Source organism: Variovorax paradoxus, assembly GCF_030811855.1.
In the GTDB taxonomy this organism is placed as follows: domain Bacteria; phylum Pseudomonadota; class Gammaproteobacteria; order Burkholderiales; family Burkholderiaceae_C; genus Variovorax; species Variovorax paradoxus_L.
In genome coordinates this window covers 26,810-44,915 of record NZ_JAUSRN010000004.1, presented here as the reverse complement: position 1 = coordinate 44,915, position 18,106 = coordinate 26,810, and the positions used below count along the sequence as shown (strand labels likewise).

Here is an 18,106-nt window from a genome sequence, read left to right as displayed (position 1 = left end):
GTCAGGACTTCCCCGGGCATGAAAAGCCGTTCATCTGGGACAGGCGCAGCGGGTTGTAGACGCTGTTCGCCGTCACCGCCAACACCACCTTCTTGCCCTGAAAGTCGAAAGTGGCGTTGAACGATTCGGGCGAGTTGCCCGCGGAGACCGAGGCCTTGTCGAACAGCCGGTGCAGCGCCCATGGCCCTTCGGTCACGATGCCGCCGGCCGGCGTGCCATTGGCCGTGGTCACCTGCAGCCGCACTTGGTTGCTGTTGCGCGGGCCGGGCCACTTCACGGTGCTGGGCGCCTGCGGACCGTGCGCATAGCGCACCGTCTGACCGTCGATGTCGAGCGTGAACTGGCTGATGGCCGCGTCCATGTCCTCGGGCCGGATGTCGAGGGTGAACGAGGGCGTGCGCCCGCCCGCCATGCCCATGAAGAACACGTCGCGGATCGCCTGCGCCTTCTGGAACGAATCGAGGTACGCCGAGCGCCCCGGCGAGCTGCCGTCCACGCCCTTCTTGAAAGCCCATGGGTTAACGGCGGTGTCCACCTGCGAGGCCAGGTTCTTCTGGAAGAAGTCGTCCATCATGCCGCCCGGCGCAAAGAGCTGCGCGAAGTCGCCGGCGGCCACGTCGCGGTTCGACCCGCGCGAGAACGGATAGCGCCCCGCAATCGCCTGGCTGCAGAACTGGCCGATGGTGGCGGCCGCGCTCTGCCCGATGTTCTGCCGCGTCACCGCCGCAGCCTTGGACGACGCGGTGGCCGAGAGATCGTTCAGCATGCCCTGGAACGGCACCGGCAGGCGGCCCGCCTCGGCCTGCACCTTGGTGACCGCATCGCTCGAAGGCGGGATGTTGCCGCTGCGCAAGGCCGTGTCGGTGGCCGTGAGAAAAGTGTAGAGCTCGTTGATGAGCGCAGCCGTGGCGTCGATGGGCGCCTGGCCGCCGGCCTTGGGCGCGGTCACCATGCGGCGAAGCGGCGCAAAGTGGTTGTCCACCGGCGACTCGGGCCTGTCGAGCGCGGTGTTGCGGCGTTGGCTGCCGTCGGGCTGGCCGATGAGCTGCTCGATGCGCTCGCGCGTGCTGGCCACGCGGTTCTGCGCCTGGTCGAGCAGGCTGCGCGCGGCCTCATCGTGGTTGCGCAGCAGGTCGGTCTCGCGCGCGGCGCCGCGAATGAGGCGCGACATCGGCGATTCCGAGGTCGAGAGCACGCGCGTCATCTGGATGCTCTGCAGCAGCGAGCGGCTGTCGGCCAGGCGAACGTCGACCAGGTACTCGTCCCAGACGCGGATGTAGTCGGTGAGATAGAGCCGCCGCACTTCGCGCAGCAGCAACTCGCGCGACGTGATGTCGGTGATGCCCGGCGCGCGGATCTGCAGCACCCAGCGGTCTTCCTGTTCGAGCGCGAGCGTGGTCTCCGCCATGCGCTTGTCGAAGATGTCCCAATAGCCGCGGTAGGTGAACAGCATCGGGATGCCGTCGGTCAGCGGCTTGCCGCTCGCGCGCTTGATGACCAGCCCCGACTCGGCCCCCGCCGCCTCCGCAATGCTGAAGGCGTTGGGCGGGCTGGTCTGCAGCAGGATGCGCCGCAGCCGCGCATAGGAGCGCTGCGCCAGCGGCACGCCGGCCAGCCGGCCGCGCGTCTCGGTCACCAGCCGGTCGTCCTTGGCGAACGGCGAAGTCACCACGCGCCCCGCGAACAACGCCTGCAAGTGCGTCTCGAGGTTGGCACGCTGCTCGCGCGTGAGCGAGGCGCCGATCTTGCGGTCCACGTCGGTCAGCAGCCAGGCCTGCAGAAAGTCGGCGTCGTAGCGCTCGGCGTCGTAAAGCATGAGGTAGGCCTTGAGCGCCTCATAGCTGTATTCGGCATCGGTCTTCGAAGCCTCGCGCAGGGCCTGCTCCACGCGCTGCGCCGCCTGCGGCAGCAGCACGCTCTCAAGCGCGCGCTGGTAGACACCATCGGTCGCGGCCTGGAGCTTCTCGCCCTGGTAGAGGCCGAAGCGATAGCCGACGGGCGGGTCGCCGATGTCGAACTGGCTCGACTTGGGCAGGTCACGCAAGCGGTCGAGTACCGGCAAGGAGGTTGCGATGTCGCTGTTCGAATCGACCACCGTCGGCAGCTCGCCGCGCGCCGCGGCCTTGTTGAAAGCCTTGGCGTTGTTGTCGACCTCGGCCACGTAGTCGCGGTTGTTGCGCCAGCTGTTGATGCCGGCCCCCAGCAGCACCACCAGCAGCAGCCCGATGAGGCTGTAGCCCGCCAGGTCGATGGCCCGCTTGCGCCGGTACCAGCGCAGGTTGGTGCCGGCCACGCCCGCGTCGCGGAAGATCACCTGCTGCAGCAGCTCCTTCAGGAAGTAGCTCTTGCCCGGGCCGGGCGGCGGCGCGGGCGGCGCGTTGACCTGCAGGTAGCGCTTGATGGCGCCCATCACGCGGTCGAAGGCCGTGCCTTCCTGCGTGCCGCTGGTGAAGTACACGCCGCGGAGCATGGGTGCGACTTCGAACTTCGAGGGGTTGAACACGTCGGCCAGGAAGGTGCCGAGGATGTCCTCGAAGCTCGCGAACTGCTGCGGCAGCAGGTAGGCCTGCGCGCGGCGCATCTGGTCGGGCTCGGCCGCCAGCAGCTCGGGCAGGCGCTCGTCCAGGCGCTGGTGCAGCAGCTTGTATTCCTGGTGGAAGCGCTCGCGCAGATCGGCCTTCGCCGGGTCCGCCGGATTGGCGTCGATCGGAAAGGTAAAGCCCCAGACCTGCGAGCGCTCGGCGCGGCCCAGCGAGCCGAAGTACTCGTTGAACCCGGCCAGCAAGTCGGTCTTGGTGACCAGCACGTACACCGGAAAGTTGATGCCCAGGCCGTTGCGCAGTTCGAGCAGCCGCTTGCGCAGCGCCATGGCGTGGCGCGCGCGCTGCGCGTCGTCGGCCAGCGGCAGGTCGGCAATGCTAATGGTGAGGATCGCGCCGTTGATCGGCTGGCGCGGCCTGAACTTCTTCAACAGGTCGAGAAAGCCCTTCCACTCGCCCTCGTCGGTTTCGCGGTTGCTCTCGTGCGTGGTGTAGCGCCCCGCGGTGTCGATGAGCACCGCCTCGTTGGTGAACCACCAGTCGCAGTTGCGCGTGCCGCCGATGCCGCGCACCGCGGCCTTGCCGAGCTGGTCTGCCAGCGGAAAGTCGAGGTCGGAGTTGACCAGCGCCGTGGTCTTGCCCGAGCCCGGCGCGCCGATGAAGATGTACCAGGGCAGCTGGTACAGGTACTGCCGGTCGAACACCGCGAAGCGGCCCGCGGCCTTGCCTTCGGCGCCCGTGCCGAATCGCATGTTCTTCAGGATGGCGGTGGCGTCGGTGAAGCCGCTTTGCAGCTCCTTGATCTCGGGCGCGTCTTCGGGCTTGGCGGCCTTCTCCTTCGCGGACGGCGTGCGCAGCTGGTTGAGCAGTTGGGCATTGAGGCGCCGCTCGCGCCATTTGCGATAGAGCACGCGCGCGATCCAGATCGCGAACATCAGCGCGATCACGACGATGCGGACGAACTCGCTTTCGAAGGGCCGGTAGCGGCCCACCGCGATGACGGGACCGATGACCCAGATCAGGAACGCGACGGCCAGGAGGCCGAGAAAGACCCACAGGTCGCGGCTCACGAGAAAACGGAAAATCGCGCGCAGCATCAGCGGGCTCCTCCCTGCGGCACTGCGGCTGCGGCGCCCGCCACCGGTGCCACCAGCAGCGTCACCTCGACCCGCCGGTTGCGCGCACGGTTGGCGGGCGAATCGTTGGGCGCCAGCGGATCGGCGTCGCCGCGGCCTTCGGCGCGCAGGCGCTCGGGCCGGGTCACGCGCGTGGCGATCATTTTCTTGACCGCATCGGCGCGCGCCTGCGAAAGCTGCCAGTTGGACGGGAAGCGCACGCTGCGAATCGGCTGGTCGTCGCTGAAGCCGCTGACCAGCACGTTGCCCTCCACGGAGTTGAGCGCATCGGCCACGCGCGCGAGCACGGGCGCATAGCGGTCGAGCACGCGGTCCGAGCCCGATGCGAACAGGCCATCGCCGCGCAGCACCACCACGCTGCGGTCGGCCTCGTCGCGCACCGTCAGCAGACCGTCGCGGATCTCGGGTTCGAGAAAGCGCTGCAGCCGCGGCTGCGGCGCGGGTTGCGCCACGGCGCGCGCGGTCTGCGGCAGGCGCACCGCATTCACGGCCGCGAACGCACCATCCGAGCGGCCGGCCAGGCTGAACGTGAGCACGCCGAACACCAGCACCAGCAGCACCGCCGCCACCGCGCCCACGGCCCACAGCGGCAGCCAGTTGCGCGTGCGGCGCACCGGCGCGCTCGCGTCCTGCCAATGCGGGGAGAGCGGCACGGCGATTTCGCCGCGCGCCTGGCGGATGATCTGCAGCAGCCGCTGCTTGAGCGTCTCGAGCTGCGTGCGGCCGTTGTCGATGACGCGAAAGCGCCCTTCGAAACCCATTGCCAGGCAGAAATAGATGAGCTCGATGAGCTGCAGATGCTGCTGCGGGTTCTGCACCAGGCGCGACAGCAGCTGGAAGAATTTCTCGCCGCCCCAGGTCTCGTTGTGGAACATCACGAGCAGGCTCTGCGACGACCAGATGCTGCCGCCCCAAGGCGTGAGCGCGGCGGCTTCGTCGACGGCGGTGCACAGGCAATAGCGCGCGCCGATGATCACCTCGGGTGCAATGCCGCTTTGCTGCGCGCGCGTTTCGAAGCGCCTGACCTCGTCGACCAGGTGCTCGCGCAATTGCGCCGGTGCATCGTGGTGGCCGGTGGCGCGTATCTGCGGAATCAGGTCGAGCAGCGGGTTGGCCGCGGCCACGAGCGGGTTGTTGCCCGCCAGCGCCGTGTCGCCCGCATGCGGACGGCGCGCGTCGTGCCATGCGGTGAATGACTGGGGTTGCTGCCCGAGGCCGCGCGAAGCCGGGGGCGTGCCCGCGTGGTCGTTGCTGCCGCTGTTGATGCTGCCGCCCGGGTTCGGCGGCACGAAGCCTCCCGGACCGACGGCCATGTCGTTGACACCGTTCATAGGGTCCCTCACGGACGAATTGCCCAGAACTCCATGGCCAGGCCCGGGAAGTCGCCGGCCAGGTGCATTGCAACGCCGCCCGATTTTTCGAGCTGGCGCCACATGTCGCCGCTCTTGTCGAGTTCGAAGTAGTGGTAGCCCGCGTTGTACGGAATCTGCCGCGGCGCCACGGGCAGCGGCCGCACCGTCACGCCGGGCAGTTGCAGTTGCACGAGGTCGCGGATGCGCTCGACCGAACCGATCTTGACCTGCGTTGGAAAGCGCTGCTGGATCGCGTCGGCGGGCAGGTCGGCATGCACCGCGAGCACGAAACCCGCATTGCGCACCAGCACCGGATCGGGCATACGTCCCACGCGCACGCCATGGCTGCGCTCTTCCAGCTCGATGGCGATGGCGCTCTGCTCCAGCACCGCCGAGAGCGAGCGCCGCAGCTCTTCCATCAATGGGCGAATACTTTCGTTGAGGTTGTCGTGGTCGTACACCGGCCACACCACAGGCCGCCGAGTGGGCGAGGTGTGCGTGGCGAGATGGCAGGCGAGCTTGAGCCAATCGGTGAACAGCTGCTCGGGGTGCACCTGCACCGCCTGCTGCGCATGCCAGGTGGTTGCGAGATAGCGGTTCACGAGTTCGAGCAGAAGGAAGTCGGAGACCTCGCTCACGCCGCCGCGCCCAGGCTGTGAGAGGCGCGAAGCCAGTGCTTCCGAGCGCTGCGTGAGCAGCCCATGCAGCTCGGCGATCATGCTGCGCAGCATGGCATGTGCCGAGGCATCGAGCACCGGCGGAATGTAGTTGGCGTCGATCACCAGCTTGTGGTCGGTACGGCGCTCGATCACGCGCACCGCGCCAATTGCCTGCCACTCCGCCGTGAGCGACGACGCGCGCGCAAGGCGCAGGCGCGGCCTGGCCAGCTGCAGCACCGCGGGGCCGAGCGCCACCGCGTTGCCATCGGCCACCTCGCGCTCGATCACTCCGAAACGCGCGGCCGAGCCTTCGTCGTCCGAGAAGATGACCTCTTCGCTGCCGGTGCGGCGCAGCGGCAGCGCGAGCACGATGAGCTCGTCGGTCAGGTCGCCCGGCACTTCATAAGGCGGCGGCGCATCTTCGGCGCCGAAGGAGAACGGCGTGCCGTCGGGCAGCACGCCCGCGCCGCCCAGCAGCGACACGCGGCCGAGCGCATAGGCATCGCGGTCGATGTCCAGGTGAAGCCATCCCCAGTAGGCGCCTTGCAGGCCGGCGGTACGGCGCGTGACGTACTGCTCGACATAGCGCTCCAGCTGCTGGAAGTGCTGGGGCCGCAGGTACATGCCCTCGGACCACACCACGCGATTCGCCAACGCCTGCGGATGGGCGCCCTGCCTGCCGGCGCCCGGATTGCGAACTGTCACCAAAGAACCTCCTGGGGCGTGCCCACGCTGAAGCGGCGAGATGCGTCTTTTCGACGGCTCCCGAATGATCGATTTTTTTCTCTTGATGCTACACGGCGCTTCTTACGTTTTGCACCGAATTTCTCGCACGACTACTCGCACTTAAGCATTACTGAAAGTATGGAAGTTAACGAGTTGGTAGTAACTCGATGCCCGTCTTTCGAATGGCGATGCGCACGCCTTGTTCGCTCGGCGAAAACTGCCACACCTTGTAGAGGTTGGTTTGCTTCGGTTCCTTCAGCGGCAGCACGATGCGCCAGCGCGAGGCCTCGAGCTTGCGGTAGCCGGCAATGATGCCGATGGCGCGCGAGTCGAGCCCCGCCTCGCGCTTGAACACGCGCTCTTCGCCGCTGCGCATGATGGCCTGGTCGGCGTTGACGAGCTCCGTCGACAGCGTTTCGCGGTCGCGGTCCTGTAGTGCAAAGTAGTCTGCCGTCTCGAAGTTGCCGGAGGACTTCAGCTCGAAGACCTTGACGAGAATCGGCGCCGGCTGGCCGCGCCCGTCGGGGTTGACGCCATCGTCGATGCGAATGGTCACGGCATAAGGTGTGGGCAATGACTTCGCTGTCGATGCGCATCCACTGAGGCCGCCAAACAACGGTGCGGTTGCAAGTGCGCCTTGAAGCAAGGTTCGTCGATGCATGAGATCTTCCTCAATGGTTCGCGGCCTATATTATCGAAGTCGTGCGCACGAACCGCGACGCGTCGTGTGTCTGTCGCAATGACAGCGGCACACTGTCTCAAGCATTGCCTTTTGCGAGGTAGGAGAGAAGATTGAAGTCATGTCTGCCTGCTTTGGCGTTCACGTTAATTTTGATGGCCGGTTGCACGACCACGCCACCGCCCGAGCCTCCGCAACCCGAACGGCTGAGCCAGCAAGTGGCGCGCACCACGCTTGAACGCGCTCAGCAGGCTTACGACGAAGGTGATTACGCCAAGGCGATCACCACGCTCAAGAGCGGCGGTGTCTCGGTGTTCGATGCGGCGGAGCCGGGCACGCGGCTCGACGCCATGAAGCTAGAGGCCTTCAGCTATTGCGTGGCCAACCAGGTGCCCGAATGCCGCACGCAATTTCGCAAGCTTCTCGATGCGTTTCCCAACTTCGACCTGAGCGTTGCCGAGCGCAAGCACCCGGTCTGGGGCCCCGCTTTCGAAGCGGCCAAGCGAATGAAGCGTTGAACGCCGCAGGTGGTGCGCCGCGGATCGACATGAACATGGAGATGCCATGCGTTGGACGGTGATCGAACATGCCGGCAGGCCGGTGACGTCGGGGCCCTCGGCTCTTCTCGCGGCGCCCGGTGGAACGATCGGACGCAGCCCCGACAACCATCTGGTGCTGCCCGACGAACAGCGCCAGATCTCGCGCCTGCAGGCCACCGTGCGCTTCGACGACAAGGGTGTGGCGGTGCTGCGCAACATGAGCGCGGTGCTGCCCATCGGCGTCAACGAACGCACGCTGCAGCACGAGCAGGAATCGCCGGTGGCCGATGGCGACCGAGTGACCATCGGAAGCTACGTGCTGGAAGCTGCAAGCGGGCATCGCCCCGCGGCCGCAACGCCAATGCCAATGCCGGCCACGGCACCACCGCCCATCGCACCCGTGCGCGATGTTCCCGCACCCGCGAATGCGATGGCACCAGCGTCCATGGACACGTTGCTGCCGGCCGCGCCGGTGTCCGATGTGTTCTCCGATCTCTTCGGCGCGGGCGCGCTGCCCATTGGCGAGGCACAGCCCGCCACCGTGGCCATGCCACCGCCGCCATCGGAACCGCCGCCCGTTGCGAAGCCTGTGTACGCTCCGCCGCCTGCACCGGCAACGGCACCGGTGCCATCGCCATCGCCATCGCCATCGCCGGCCAGCGTTCGTCCGGCTGCTTCGCAGATTCCCTCCGCCGCCGATTGGGACGCCATCCTCGCGAACGCGCCGCGCCGCGAACAGAGTGCGGCCGAGCCCATGCCCGACCCGATGGCGCACGAGCCCTTTGAGCTGCCATCGCAGGCGCACAGGAACCCGGTCGATCCGTTGGCCGAACTGAACCCGCGGGCTGCCAACGACATGTCCGACGTGGCGCTGAAGCGTGGCGTGGACCCGCTCTCTTTCTTTGCCGCCGACAGCAACGCACCTTCGCCGCTTTCCGATCCGCGCCCGACCGCGCTGACCCACGAAGACCCGCTCAGCGATATGCACCCGGCGCTCGACCTGCTGGCCAAGCCGGCCGCGCCGCAGGGGCACAGCCATTCGAACCATGCGCGGGAAGTGTCCGCGCAGTTCAGGCCGCCGAACCCGGTGGCCTTCGATCCGCCGGCTGTTGCGAAGCCGGTGAAGGCAGAGGTGCCCGCGCCGCCGGAACCGGCGCCGCCGCCGCCACCGCCACCAGCAGCAGCGGCGCCTGTCGAGCCCGTGAGCCCTCCCGCCTTGGCGCCGGCCGCGGCCGTTCGCACGGAGACCACGCCGCCTGCGAAGGCCACGGCGCCTGAACAGACCGCACCGGAACCCAAGCCTGCCGCGACCCCGCCGCTTGCCGCTGCGGCGCCATCTGCATCGCCATCGTCATCGAACGCCTCGCCGGACGAACTCTTCAAGGCTTTTCTCGAAGGCGCCGGCGTTCCCGACGTGGCCGGCCAGCAGCCGCTGGACACCGAGGCGATGCGCCGCCTCGGCCGGCTCATGCGCGCGTTCACCGACGGCACCATCGAACTGCTCTCGTCGCGCGCTATGCTCAAGCGCGAGGTGCGCGCCGAGATCACGATGATCGTCGACGAGGAAAACAACCCGTTCAAGATTCTTCCCAACGGCCGCGCCGTGCTGATGCAGATGTTCGGCGCGCGCATGCCCGGCTTCCTGTCGCCCGAAGCCGCCGTGCATGACGCGCTCGCCGACCTGCAGTCGCATCAGCTCGGCATGGTGGCCGGCATGCGCGCCGCATTGCTCACGGTGCTGAGGCGCTTCGATCCCACTGCGCTGAACACCGCCACGCCGCACGACGGCGGACTGGGCGAGAAGCTGCTGCCCGGCGGCCGCGAGGCGCGTTTATGGCGCCAGCTGCAGAAGCTGCATGCGGAGACAACGGCGGCGGTTGAGGATGATTTCCAGGCCGTCTTCGGCCGGGCCTTCCAACAGGCCTATGACAAGGAGATGGAACGCTTGAAGGAGGCGCGCCGTGCTTGAGACCACCCGCGCCTTTTCGGCTCCCATCTCGACCTCGCAGTTTTCATGCGTGGGCGAACGCAGCGGCAACCAGGATGCCATCGGCTATCACCTCGACGAATACAACGCCTGCTTCGTCGTGAGCGATGGCGTTGGCGGCAACGCGGGCGGCGAGCTGGCCGCGCGCATCGCGGTCGATACTGCGCTCAACACCTTCGTCGACAACCCATCGGTGGCGCATCACGACATCCAGCAGGCGGTGAAGGCCGCCAACGACGCCATCCTTGCCAAGCAGCGGGAGCTCGCCGACCAGAGTCGGATGAGCGCAACCATCGTCTCGCTTTTTGTCGACCGCACCAGCGGCCAAGCCTGCTGGGCCCACGTGGGCGACAGCCGCCTCTACTGGTTCCGCCGCGGCGCACTGATGCAGCGCACGGAAGACCACAGCCTGTCGGAGCGCTCGGGCGAAGCCGCCCTGGGCAACGGCGCCAATGGCGGCGAGCGCCTGGTGAAGACCAACCTGCTGTACCGCGCGCTCGGCGCCAGGGCCACCGCGGAAACCACCGTGTCAACGCCGCAGCGGCTCGCCGACGGCGACGCGTTCCTGCTGTGCACCGACGGTTTGTGGCAGCTCATCTCGCAGCAGGTGATGGAACGCTCGCTGCAGCTGGCCGACAGCGCCGAAGAGTGGCTCGCGCTGCTGCGCCGCGCGGCCGAAGCCAAGGCCGACGAATCGCGCGACAACTATTCGGCGCTGGCCGTGTGGGTTGGGTTTCCGCAGCAGGTGACGCTGGCGGGGACGGCCGCGCCGCGCGTTCCCGCCTGACCCGCATCTCTCAGGCGGCCAGCACCAGGACCTTGGGCTGGCTGGGGACGATGCGCATGCCGAAGGTATTGCCGCCGTTCTGGCGCGTGAGGCTGATGACCCGCGATAGCGGCGAGGTCTTGATGCGCACCGAGTAGGCGCCGGTGGTGTGCCGCGATTCCGACATCACCCTCTGCATCACCACCCCCAGGCCCACGCCGGCGTTGTCACCGTTGGTCAGCGGCGTGACCGTCGCGAGATTGTGCGTCGGCGTGCACAGGCAGAGAATGTTCCAAGCCTTCGGGATGGCGATGCAGCCCAGCGCGAAGTTGGGCCACGGAATGGGAATTACGGGCGATTTGCAGACATCGGGAAAGGCAATGTCGATGCCCATGAGCTGGCAGTTGGCAAACATGCGGTTTCTCCTTCGCGTTTTTTTGGGGTGATGGATGAACGCCTGTGCGCTCAGCCCATGTGGATCTGCTTGGCATCGGTCTTGATGAGGTCGCGCGCCGTGATCACGGTGTTCTTGCCGTGCAGCCGTGCCATCTCGGTGGCACGGTAGTCGAGCTGGCCAGCGTGCACCTGGTCCATGCCTTCGGTCATGCGAAAAGCACTCTTGCTCAGGTGCACCAAGCGGTCCACCACGGCTTCGTAGAGCCGGCCGATCACGCGGATGCCGAATACGGCCACCCGCGCTTCCTCGCCGCTGTAGTCGAGCCGGCCGATGCGGCACCGGGCCTCATCGGCATCGATCTGCAGTTGCGGACCGCCTATCGTCGTTGCCTGCCGCGCCCGCAGGTTCAGCAGCGTGGGACTTTCCACGTTGACCGCTCCGAGGCGGGAGGCGAGCGTCAGGTCGCCTTCCACCTCAATGTGCGCGGCACCGGCATTGGCCTGCTCCGCGACCGCCGTCAGGTAGAGCCGGCGCTCGTCGGGACCGTTGACCAGCACGGTGTCGCCGATCTCGGGGCGCAGCAGGCAGCTCGCCGCCCGCAGGCAACGCAGGACGTGGCCCTCGCTTTCGACGCTGTAGATGCCGCCGGGCAGCACCGAGCTGACCACGCCCAGCGCGTTGACCGCGCCGCCCGCGGGGAATGGCGAGGAACCCTCGGTGTGCATCGTGGCGGCCGTCTGCGTTTTTTTCAGTGGAGCGACTTTCATGGGAGACCTCGATTCGTCAGGGGGTCGAAGCGGCGGCGTGCCGAGAACTCCTCGGCCGCGAAGAGATCCGGATCGTTCGCCAGCAATCCGCTTCGATTGGAGAAGCGCGCACCCTCGAGCAGCGCGCGGTGCACCTTGGTTCGCATCAGATCAGCACCGCGGAAGTCGGCGTCGTGCAGGTCCGCATAGGAAAAATCCGCATACGTGAGCCGCGCCTCGGAAAAGCTGGCACCACCGCAGCGGGCGCGGTGGAAGATGCACTGCTCCAGATCGGCCGACGAGAAGTCGGTCTTGTCGAGCTGCGCGTCGATCCAGATGCTCTGGGTGAACACACCCGCCGTGCAGGCCACGCCTGCGAATCGCACGAACGGGAACAGGCACTGCGGCGCCCGGACGCGCCGCAGGTTGCCACCCTCCAGCAGCGCGCCCTTGAAGTTGCAGCGCACCAGGGAAGCCTCTTCGAAGTCGCAGCCCTGGAGGTTCGCATCGGTGAACTGGCACGATTCGAAGCGCAGCCCACGCAAGGCCTGGCCCGACAGGTCGCACTCGACGAAGATCGCCTTGTCGAAGTCGCATTCGGCGAAGACCGCGCTGCGCAGATCGGTCTGGTAGAAGGTCGCCTTCGGCAGTGACGTGCCCGAGAAATCGGTGCGCTCCATCGTGCAGCCGTGAAAAACCAGCGACTCCGATACCGCCCCGCGAAAGGAGGCACCGCCGAGTGTGCAGTGGTCGAAGCCTGTGACGCCCGCGTCCACCCGCTGCAAGCTCGCCCCCGAAAGGTCGCAGCCGTGAAGCATGAGGCCGTGCAGCACGGCGTCGTCCATGCGAACGCCGGGCGCCTCGCATGCATTGAAGACGCACTCTGCCAGCCTGGCCGCGGCCAGGCTGGCGCCATCGAGGCGGCAATCGTCGAAGATGCTGCCCTCGAGGTTCGCGCCAGCGAGATTGACGCTGGTGAAGTCGCTGCGTGCGAACACGCCGCCGGAGAGATCGAGCCCGCGCAGATCGAGCCCGCGCAGCGATCGCTCCCTGACCTCCTGCCCGCCCTTGACCATGGCCTGCAATCGCGTGGGCGTCATGCGGCCTTCTCTTCGGCCTTGCGCCGCGGCACCGTCTTGACCTGCTCGGTGTAGGCCTCGTCGAAGCGGGTTGTGTCGTCGATCAGGCATTGCCCCAGGTCGGCCTGGAACAGGTTGGCACGCAGGAAGTCGGCCGACACGAGCACGGCCTTGTCGAGGTTCGCGGCAATCAGGTTGATGTCGACCAGCGAGGCCGCCGTGAGATCGGTGCGGATGAACATGCAGTTCATGGCATCGGCGCGGTGCAGCACCGCCCGCCGCATCGATGCATTGGAGAAGTCGCTGTTCTCCAGCTTCGCCTGCGTGAAGTCAACCGCGTCGAGCTGCGCGTCACGCAGGCTGCAATCGACGAGCACCGCATCACGGAAGCAAGCGTTCTGCAAGGCGGCCTCGCCGACAAAGCAGACGCTGTCCAGGCGCGCGCCCGAGAAATCGATCCCGCCCTCGCAGCGCGTATCGGTCCAGTCGCAGGTATCGAACTGCGCGCCGACGAAGCCCAGGCCTTGCGCAGTGCACCCGATCCACGACAGCTTGTGCAGGCGCGCGCGATCGAAGCGCACTGCGCGCAGAACGGTGCCGTCGTCGAAATCCACCGCAAAGAGCTGCGCCTGCGCGAAGCTGCAGTCTTCGAGATGCGCCTGGCTCAGCACCAGGTTGTCCATCGCGGCGGCCTCGAAATCGCAGCCCCTCGCGTACAACTGGTCCAGCGTGGTTCCGTCGAAGCGGGCCCGGCTGAAGTCGGCCGATTCGGCATGCACGAGCGCCATGTTGGCCTTCGAGAGATTCGCACCCTGTAGCGAGGTTCGCACCAGCCGGGCGCGCACGAGGAGCGCTTCTGCCATGTCGGCCCCGTCGAGGCGACTGTCGGTGAAGTCGGCGCGTTCGAGCAGGCTTTCGCGCCAGCGTGTGCCGCGCAGGTCCATGCCCGAGAGATCGGCCCCCGTCAGGTCCATGCCGGAGAAGTCGCGCGAGCCCCCGAGGATGCCGGCGACCTGCTCGCGCACGCGCCGCGCCGCCTCCGAAACCATGGAATCCGCAGCGTCCTGGTATTGCGCGGTGCGCCGGTAGTTCGCAATCAGCTTCTCGCCCGCTTGGTCGACCATGCGCTTCATCTGCGCCTTGGCTTCAGGCGGCATCGGGGTCGCACCGCCCGCGCGGGTGTCGCTCGCCATGCGCTCGATCTGCGGCCACATGTCCATGCGCGGCGGTCCCTTGGCCCTCGTCGAAGCGGCATCGGCGACAAAGGTCGAGGTGTCGAAGCCAACCTTGCGCGATTCGGCCGCGTTGGCCTTGGCCGCCCGGTCGAGCTCCTCGCGCACCTCGTCGAGCTTCCTGCGTTGCTCGGCGATCGCCTGGCGCGTCTTCGCGATGAATGCGGGCAGCTCGCGAACGGTGGGTATGGCCTGCGCGGGTGGCAGGGCCTGCTCGTATGCGGAAGTGTCCACGCCGGCCGCGCGGGCCTTCTCGTCCAGCTCGGCGCTCAGCTGCTGCGCGCGCGCCTGCATGTTGCGCTTGAGCGGACTTGGCGGCGGCATCATCTCGTCGAGATCGGGCCAAGGTCCGATGATGCGCTCGTGCACCAGCTGCTCGTCGCGCATGAAGTAGAGGGCTCGCTCTTCCGACTCGCAGCGGGTGACGAGCGTTTCGCGGTAGCTCTCGAGCGGATGCGGCGCCTCGGCGCTATCCTCCAGCGCGACCATCGCATGGCTGACGTCGCCCGCGTCGTCCTCGTCGATCGGCGTCACGCCATGGAAGATCAGGCCCACGCGTTCCAGGTGCGGAAAGAACCAGGCTGTGGTCAGGGTGAGCGGGAAGTCCTCGAGCACGGCGCCGTCGAGCGGGCGCGGATGGTGCACGCCGCGGACCACGAAGCCGCGCGCGCGCCATTCGGGCAGGCGGCCCGTTTGCAGCGGGTGCTGCGGGTGCATGTTGACGATCTCGAAGGCGGCGCCCGCCAGCCCTCCATCCGCGGGCGTGAGCCACTGGTCCTCCGGTGCGACGTTGAAGTAACGCCAGTCCATGTCGCGCGCATAGTCGGGAAAGAGATTCTGCTTCCAGTGCTCGTCGTATTGGCGGCCCAGGCGCGCGGCCCGCGAAGCCCGCGTTTCGTCGAGTGCACCGAAACCCGCGGGCGTGCGGACGTCGTCGGGCCGGTGCAGGCGTTGCGCCGGCAACTCGATGTTCGGCAGGCGCCGCGTGCGCAGGCCGTTGACGACCTCGTCGCGTAGCCCCATGCCGGCCGGATTCTCCTCATGGCCCGGCCCGCCGAAGGCATGGCGCCAGTCGATGGGCATTGCATCGAAGGGCTGCGGCGGAGTGGCGCGGCCGTCGAGCCAGAAGCGGTCGCCGAACACGTGAAGCGTCTTGCGCCGGCCCTGCACCTGCACCGACACCGCGCATTGGGTCTTGTCCTGCTGGTGGTGCGTGTAGGCCTTGCCGGTGACCAGGAACTCGGGCCCGGCCTTGGGCATGCCGGCATCGAGCGCGAAGTCGCCGCCCAGTTCGGCGGCAAGCGTCTTCCACACCTCCGGCTCCGGCACCAGGCGTGCATCTGCGGCGAAGCTGTCGGTCATGACGATGGCCGTCATCGCGAGCCAGTGGCGCCGGTCCCTCGGAAACGGTCGTGTGAGCATGCTCACGCGCAGCGGCTTGATGATTTTCATTGGGTGGCATTGGGTATTTCGAGCTGCGTGCGGTCGCGGTCGATCGCCACCTGCGGCGGCTCTTCGTCCGAATGGACCACGTGGACCTTGTGGCCCGCGGTGAAGTTGGCGATCAGCTCGGTGTCGATGAAGGTGCGCACGCTGGCTTCGCGCCGCCGGCCGGACGCATCGCTGAACGCCAGCCGCAACTCGGTCGCGGCCATGTCGGCCGCATGGCGGCCACGTTTGATGAGCCGATCGGGCGGCCGCGCGAGCGCGACGATCTCGGCCTCGGTGCGGCGCCCGTGGGCACGCAGCTGCTCCCATTGCTTCTCCTCGCCGCCAAAGCGCGAATTGGTGAGCACGCTGCCTCCGATGAGAACAACGGCCAGCACCACCGCGGCCAGCACGGCGATGCCGCCGAGGCTCATACCCAGGATATCGGACCACTGCACGAAAGAAATCCTTCGGGTTTCGGGTTGGAGAGATAGGGCCTCACGTGGTGTTGTCCAGGCCGCTGGTATGCGATTCAGTGGCCGCCGTGTTGGCGGTGACGGCGCTCTTCTTCGTCTTGAACGCGCTGATCTTGGGCCGGAACTTGGCCTCCAGCCAGTTGACGCCCGAGAGGTTCAGGAACAAGCCCTGCAACAGCCAGTTCACGCCCGAGAACTGCATCTTGTTGCCGTAGCGGTCGAAGCTCCATGCCGCCGCGAGCGCCTGGTGCAGCGTGGCCTCCTTCAGCATCTGCTGCCACCAGTTCTCGGTGTCCGCGTTCATGACCTGGGTGGGCGTGTTGTAGGCGCTCACGCTGGCGTTGAGCGCGAAGTTGGTGGTGTTGACGATCGAAGTGGTGCTGTTGTAGGTGATGTCGGGCGCGGTCACCGTCTTGGGTCCGGTGACGACTGTGTTGTCGGGGCCGAGGACGAGCTTGCCGTCGATGGCGTTGATGATCTCCACCCGCCCCGCGCAGGTGATGCGGATGTCCGCGCCGGTCACCAGCCGAAGCACCGAGCCGTTGATGGTCACGACCACGTCGCCGTTGACCGTCTCGTCGATCCCGCCCGTGACCGTGCGCCGCTCACCGCCGCTGATGGTCTCGATGGCGCCGCCGGTGATGGTGCGCGTCTCGCCGCCCGAGACGCGCTCGATCGCACCGCCGGTCACGGTGCGCGTCTCGCCGCCGTCGATGGTCTCCTCCGCGCCTTCGGTGATGTGGCGCTCTTCGCCGGACTCGAAGGTGGACGACTCATGGCCCTTGATCAGCGTGGTGCGCGAACCGCCGGTGGTGTGGGTCTCGTCGGCTTCTACCTCGGTGTCGAGATTGCGCTGCGCATGCAGCAGCACCTGCTCGGCACCCATGCGATCCTCGAACACGATGGCGTTGGCGTCCGCCGGGGTGCCGCCCGGCGTGGAGCGGGACACGATGCCGCTACTGGTCGCCTCGGCCGGCAGGTCGAAAGGCGGCATCCGTTCCTCGTTGTAGACGCGACCGACCACGATCGGCCGGTCGATGCGTCCGCCGATGAAGTCGACGACCACCTCCTGCCCCACGCGCGGAACGTGCACGGTGCCGAAACCGTCTCCGGCCCAGGCCTGCGACACGCGCACCCAGCTCGAACTGTCCTGGTTGGACTGGCCCTGGCGGTCCCAGCGGAACTGCAGCTTCACGCGGCCGTACTCGTCGGTCCAGATGTCCTGCCCTTCGGGGCCGACCACGGTCGCGGTCTGCGGGCCGGTGGCGTATGGCATGGGCGTGCGGCGCGGCGCGCGAAACGGCAGTGCCGCGGGCTGGGCCACGAAGTCGAAGCCGTAGTGGCCGATGCCTTCCCCGCTTGCGTAGCCGGCCTCGCTGAGCGCATACGACACCGACACCAGCAGGTACTCGCGGTTGTCGTCTCCGCGCGGCGAGCCGCGCATCGTGAACCGGTAGCCAGGCGCCATGCCGCGCACGGTGGCATGGCCGGCGCTGCGTTCCGCCAGCGATTGGGCTTCCTCGAGCCGCACGCGCGCGTAGTGCTCGCCCTGGCCGGGCGCACCGTAGTCGCCCATCCACTCGTACATGTCGTGGCCGTCCTGGTTCGCACCGATCGGCAGGTGCCTGACGCTGAACATGTCGGCCTTGGGCATGGTGAAGTTGAAGTCACCCACTGCATAGCTGCCGGTGCGCAGCTCGGCGCTGACCTGCCAGGCATCGATGACCTCGAGGTCGTCCTCGATGGGACGGTCGGCCGCGAAGCAGTCGATGCAGCCGTAGTCCGGCAGTTCGTCATGGCCCGAGATGTCGTCGGCCAGCACCAGCGTGTGCTGGTTCTTCTCGTGCTTGAAGTAGTAGTAGATGCCTTCGAGTTCCATCAGCCGGCTGACGAACGCGAAGTCGGTTTCGTTGAACTGGGCGCAGTAGTCCCAGGCGCGGTAGTCGCCGCACAGCCGGTTCTCGAACACGAAGCCGTACGCGTCCAGCACCTCCGCGATGATCTGCACCGCGCTCTTGCCCTGGAAGACGCGGCTGTTGCTCGCGCAGGTCAGGTACCACAGCCAGGGTCGCACGACTGCGCGGTAGGCGGTGTGGCGCGTCCTGCCGCCGTCGCGCCCGAGGACGGTGAAGCGCGCGACGTGGCCGTGCAGGAAGCGCGGCGCCCCCGCGGTGCGCATCTCGAGCGCGAGCGGCTTGCCCAGCAGCGACCTCGGGTCGATCGATGCGTTTGTGCTCAGCAGGTCGATCTCGAACTCGAAGAGCTGCGACAGCCCTTCGCTGCCGCACATCGAGCGGAACAGCAGTTGGTCGTCACCCAGCGGCGTGTGGGCGCGGACGATTCTGTCCATGGTGACTTTCCTTT

General features: G+C 67.4%; 13 protein-coding genes. 3 read left to right on the top strand and 10 right to left on the bottom strand.

Annotated elements, in window-relative coordinates:
• Position 1: 1 nt before the first annotated feature.
• From tssM to tssJ, 4 genes are all read right to left on the bottom strand, one after another.
• The gene (gene tssM, locus J2X92_RS10005) at positions 2-3,637 is read right to left on the bottom strand and encodes a type VI secretion system membrane subunit TssM (protein WP_307575351.1); all 3,636 of its coding nucleotides are present in this window, start codon (positions 3,635-3,637) and stop codon (positions 2-4) included.
• Positions 3,637-5,007 (bottom strand): DotU family type VI secretion system protein, encoded by a 1,371-nt coding sequence (locus J2X92_RS10000; RefSeq protein WP_307575349.1) that lies wholly within the window; start codon positions 5,005-5,007, stop codon positions 3,637-3,639. The genes tssM and J2X92_RS10000 overlap by 1 nt, the downstream gene beginning before the upstream one ends.
• Before the next feature lie 8 nt (positions 5,008-5,015).
• Positions 5,016-6,311 (bottom strand): type VI secretion system baseplate subunit TssK, encoded by a 1,296-nt coding sequence (gene tssK, locus J2X92_RS09995; RefSeq protein WP_370878422.1) that lies wholly within the window; start codon positions 6,309-6,311, stop codon positions 5,016-5,018.
• Between the two features lie 247 nt (positions 6,312-6,558).
• Positions 6,559-7,074 (bottom strand): type VI secretion system lipoprotein TssJ, encoded by a 516-nt coding sequence (gene tssJ / locus J2X92_RS09990; protein WP_307575345.1) that lies wholly within the window; start codon positions 7,072-7,074, stop codon positions 6,559-6,561.
• Between the two features lie 173 nt (positions 7,075-7,247).
• Between tssJ and J2X92_RS09985 the strand changes: the two genes are divergently transcribed.
• Genes J2X92_RS09985 through J2X92_RS09975 form a run of 3 tightly spaced genes read left to right on the top strand, consistent with a single transcriptional unit; the run spans position 7,248 to position 10,405 of the window.
• The gene (locus J2X92_RS09985) at positions 7,248-7,610 is read left to right on the top strand and encodes a TssQ family T6SS-associated lipoprotein (RefSeq protein ID WP_307575343.1); all 363 of its coding nucleotides are present in this window, start codon (positions 7,248-7,250) and stop codon (positions 7,608-7,610) included.
• A gap of 46 nt (positions 7,611-7,656) precedes the next feature.
• Complete coding sequence (gene tagH / locus J2X92_RS09980; protein WP_307575342.1) at positions 7,657-9,600, top strand: type VI secretion system-associated FHA domain protein TagH; 1,944 nt, start codon at positions 7,657-7,659, stop codon at positions 9,598-9,600.
• Positions 9,593-10,405, top strand: a complete 813-nt coding sequence (locus J2X92_RS09975; RefSeq protein WP_307575341.1) for a PP2C family protein-serine/threonine phosphatase — start codon at positions 9,593-9,595, stop codon at positions 10,403-10,405. Before tagH ends, J2X92_RS09975 begins: the two co-directional genes overlap by 8 nt.
• Before the next feature lie 10 nt (positions 10,406-10,415).
• On the opposite strand, the gene J2X92_RS09970 is transcribed toward J2X92_RS09975, so the two are convergent.
• From J2X92_RS09970 to J2X92_RS09945, 6 genes are read right to left on the bottom strand one after another with little or no spacing between them, the layout of a single operon-like run.
• A complete protein-coding gene (locus tag J2X92_RS09970; protein ID WP_307575340.1) occupies positions 10,416-10,799 on the bottom strand; it encodes a DUF4150 domain-containing protein in 384 nt (127 codons plus the stop codon).
• Positions 10,800-10,849: 50 nt separating this feature from the next.
• Positions 10,850-11,548 (bottom strand): DUF3540 domain-containing protein, encoded by a 699-nt coding sequence (locus tag J2X92_RS09965; RefSeq protein ID WP_307575338.1) that lies wholly within the window; start codon positions 11,546-11,548, stop codon positions 10,850-10,852.
• A complete protein-coding gene (locus J2X92_RS09960; RefSeq protein ID WP_307575337.1) occupies positions 11,545-12,627 on the bottom strand; it encodes a pentapeptide repeat-containing protein in 1,083 nt (360 codons plus the stop codon). The genes J2X92_RS09965 and J2X92_RS09960 overlap by 4 nt, the downstream gene beginning before the upstream one ends.
• Entirely contained in the window at positions 12,624-15,290 is a 2,667-nt protein-coding gene (locus J2X92_RS09955) for a DUF2169 family type VI secretion system accessory protein (RefSeq protein ID WP_307575336.1), read from the bottom strand. Before J2X92_RS09955 ends, J2X92_RS09960 begins: the two co-directional genes overlap by 4 nt.
• Positions 15,287-15,724 (bottom strand): DUF3592 domain-containing protein, encoded by a 438-nt coding sequence (locus tag J2X92_RS09950; RefSeq protein WP_307575335.1) that lies wholly within the window; start codon positions 15,722-15,724, stop codon positions 15,287-15,289. The genes J2X92_RS09955 and J2X92_RS09950 overlap by 4 nt, the downstream gene beginning before the upstream one ends.
• Positions 15,725-15,764: 40 nt before the next feature.
• A complete protein-coding gene (locus tag J2X92_RS09945; RefSeq protein ID WP_307575334.1) occupies positions 15,765-18,092 on the bottom strand; it encodes a type VI secretion system Vgr family protein in 2,328 nt (775 codons plus the stop codon).
• Between the last annotated feature and the right edge of the window lie 14 nt (positions 18,093-18,106).

Coding starts and splice junctions, on each gene's coding strand:
- tssM (WP_307575351.1), bottom strand. CDS start 3,637: ATGCTGCGCGCGATTTTCCGTTTTCTCGTGAGCCGCGACCTGTGGGTC.
- J2X92_RS10000 (WP_307575349.1), bottom strand. CDS start 5,007: ATGAACGGTGTCAACGACATGGCCGTCGGTCCGGGAGGCTTCGTGCCG.
- tssK (WP_370878422.1), bottom strand. CDS start 6,311: ATGTACCTGCGGCCCCAGCACTTCCAGCAGCTGGAGCGCTATGTCGAG.
- tssJ (WP_307575345.1), bottom strand. CDS start 7,074: ATGCATCGACGAACCTTGCTTCAAGGCGCACTTGCAACCGCACCGTTG.
- J2X92_RS09985 (WP_307575343.1), top strand. CDS start 7,248: ATGGCCGGTTGCACGACCACGCCACCGCCCGAGCCTCCGCAACCCGAA.
- tagH (WP_307575342.1), top strand. CDS start 7,657: ATGCGTTGGACGGTGATCGAACATGCCGGCAGGCCGGTGACGTCGGGG.
- J2X92_RS09970 (WP_307575340.1), bottom strand. CDS start 10,799: ATGTTTGCCAACTGCCAGCTCATGGGCATCGACATTGCCTTTCCCGAT.
- J2X92_RS09965 (WP_307575338.1), bottom strand. CDS start 11,548: ATGAAAGTCGCTCCACTGAAAAAAACGCAGACGGCCGCCACGATGCAC.
- J2X92_RS09960 (WP_307575337.1), bottom strand. CDS start 12,627: ATGACGCCCACGCGATTGCAGGCCATGGTCAAGGGCGGGCAGGAGGTC.
- J2X92_RS09955 (WP_307575336.1), bottom strand. CDS start 15,290: ATGAAAATCATCAAGCCGCTGCGCGTGAGCATGCTCACACGACCGTTT.
- J2X92_RS09945 (WP_307575334.1), bottom strand. CDS start 18,092: ATGGACAGAATCGTCCGCGCCCACACGCCGCTGGGTGACGACCAACTG.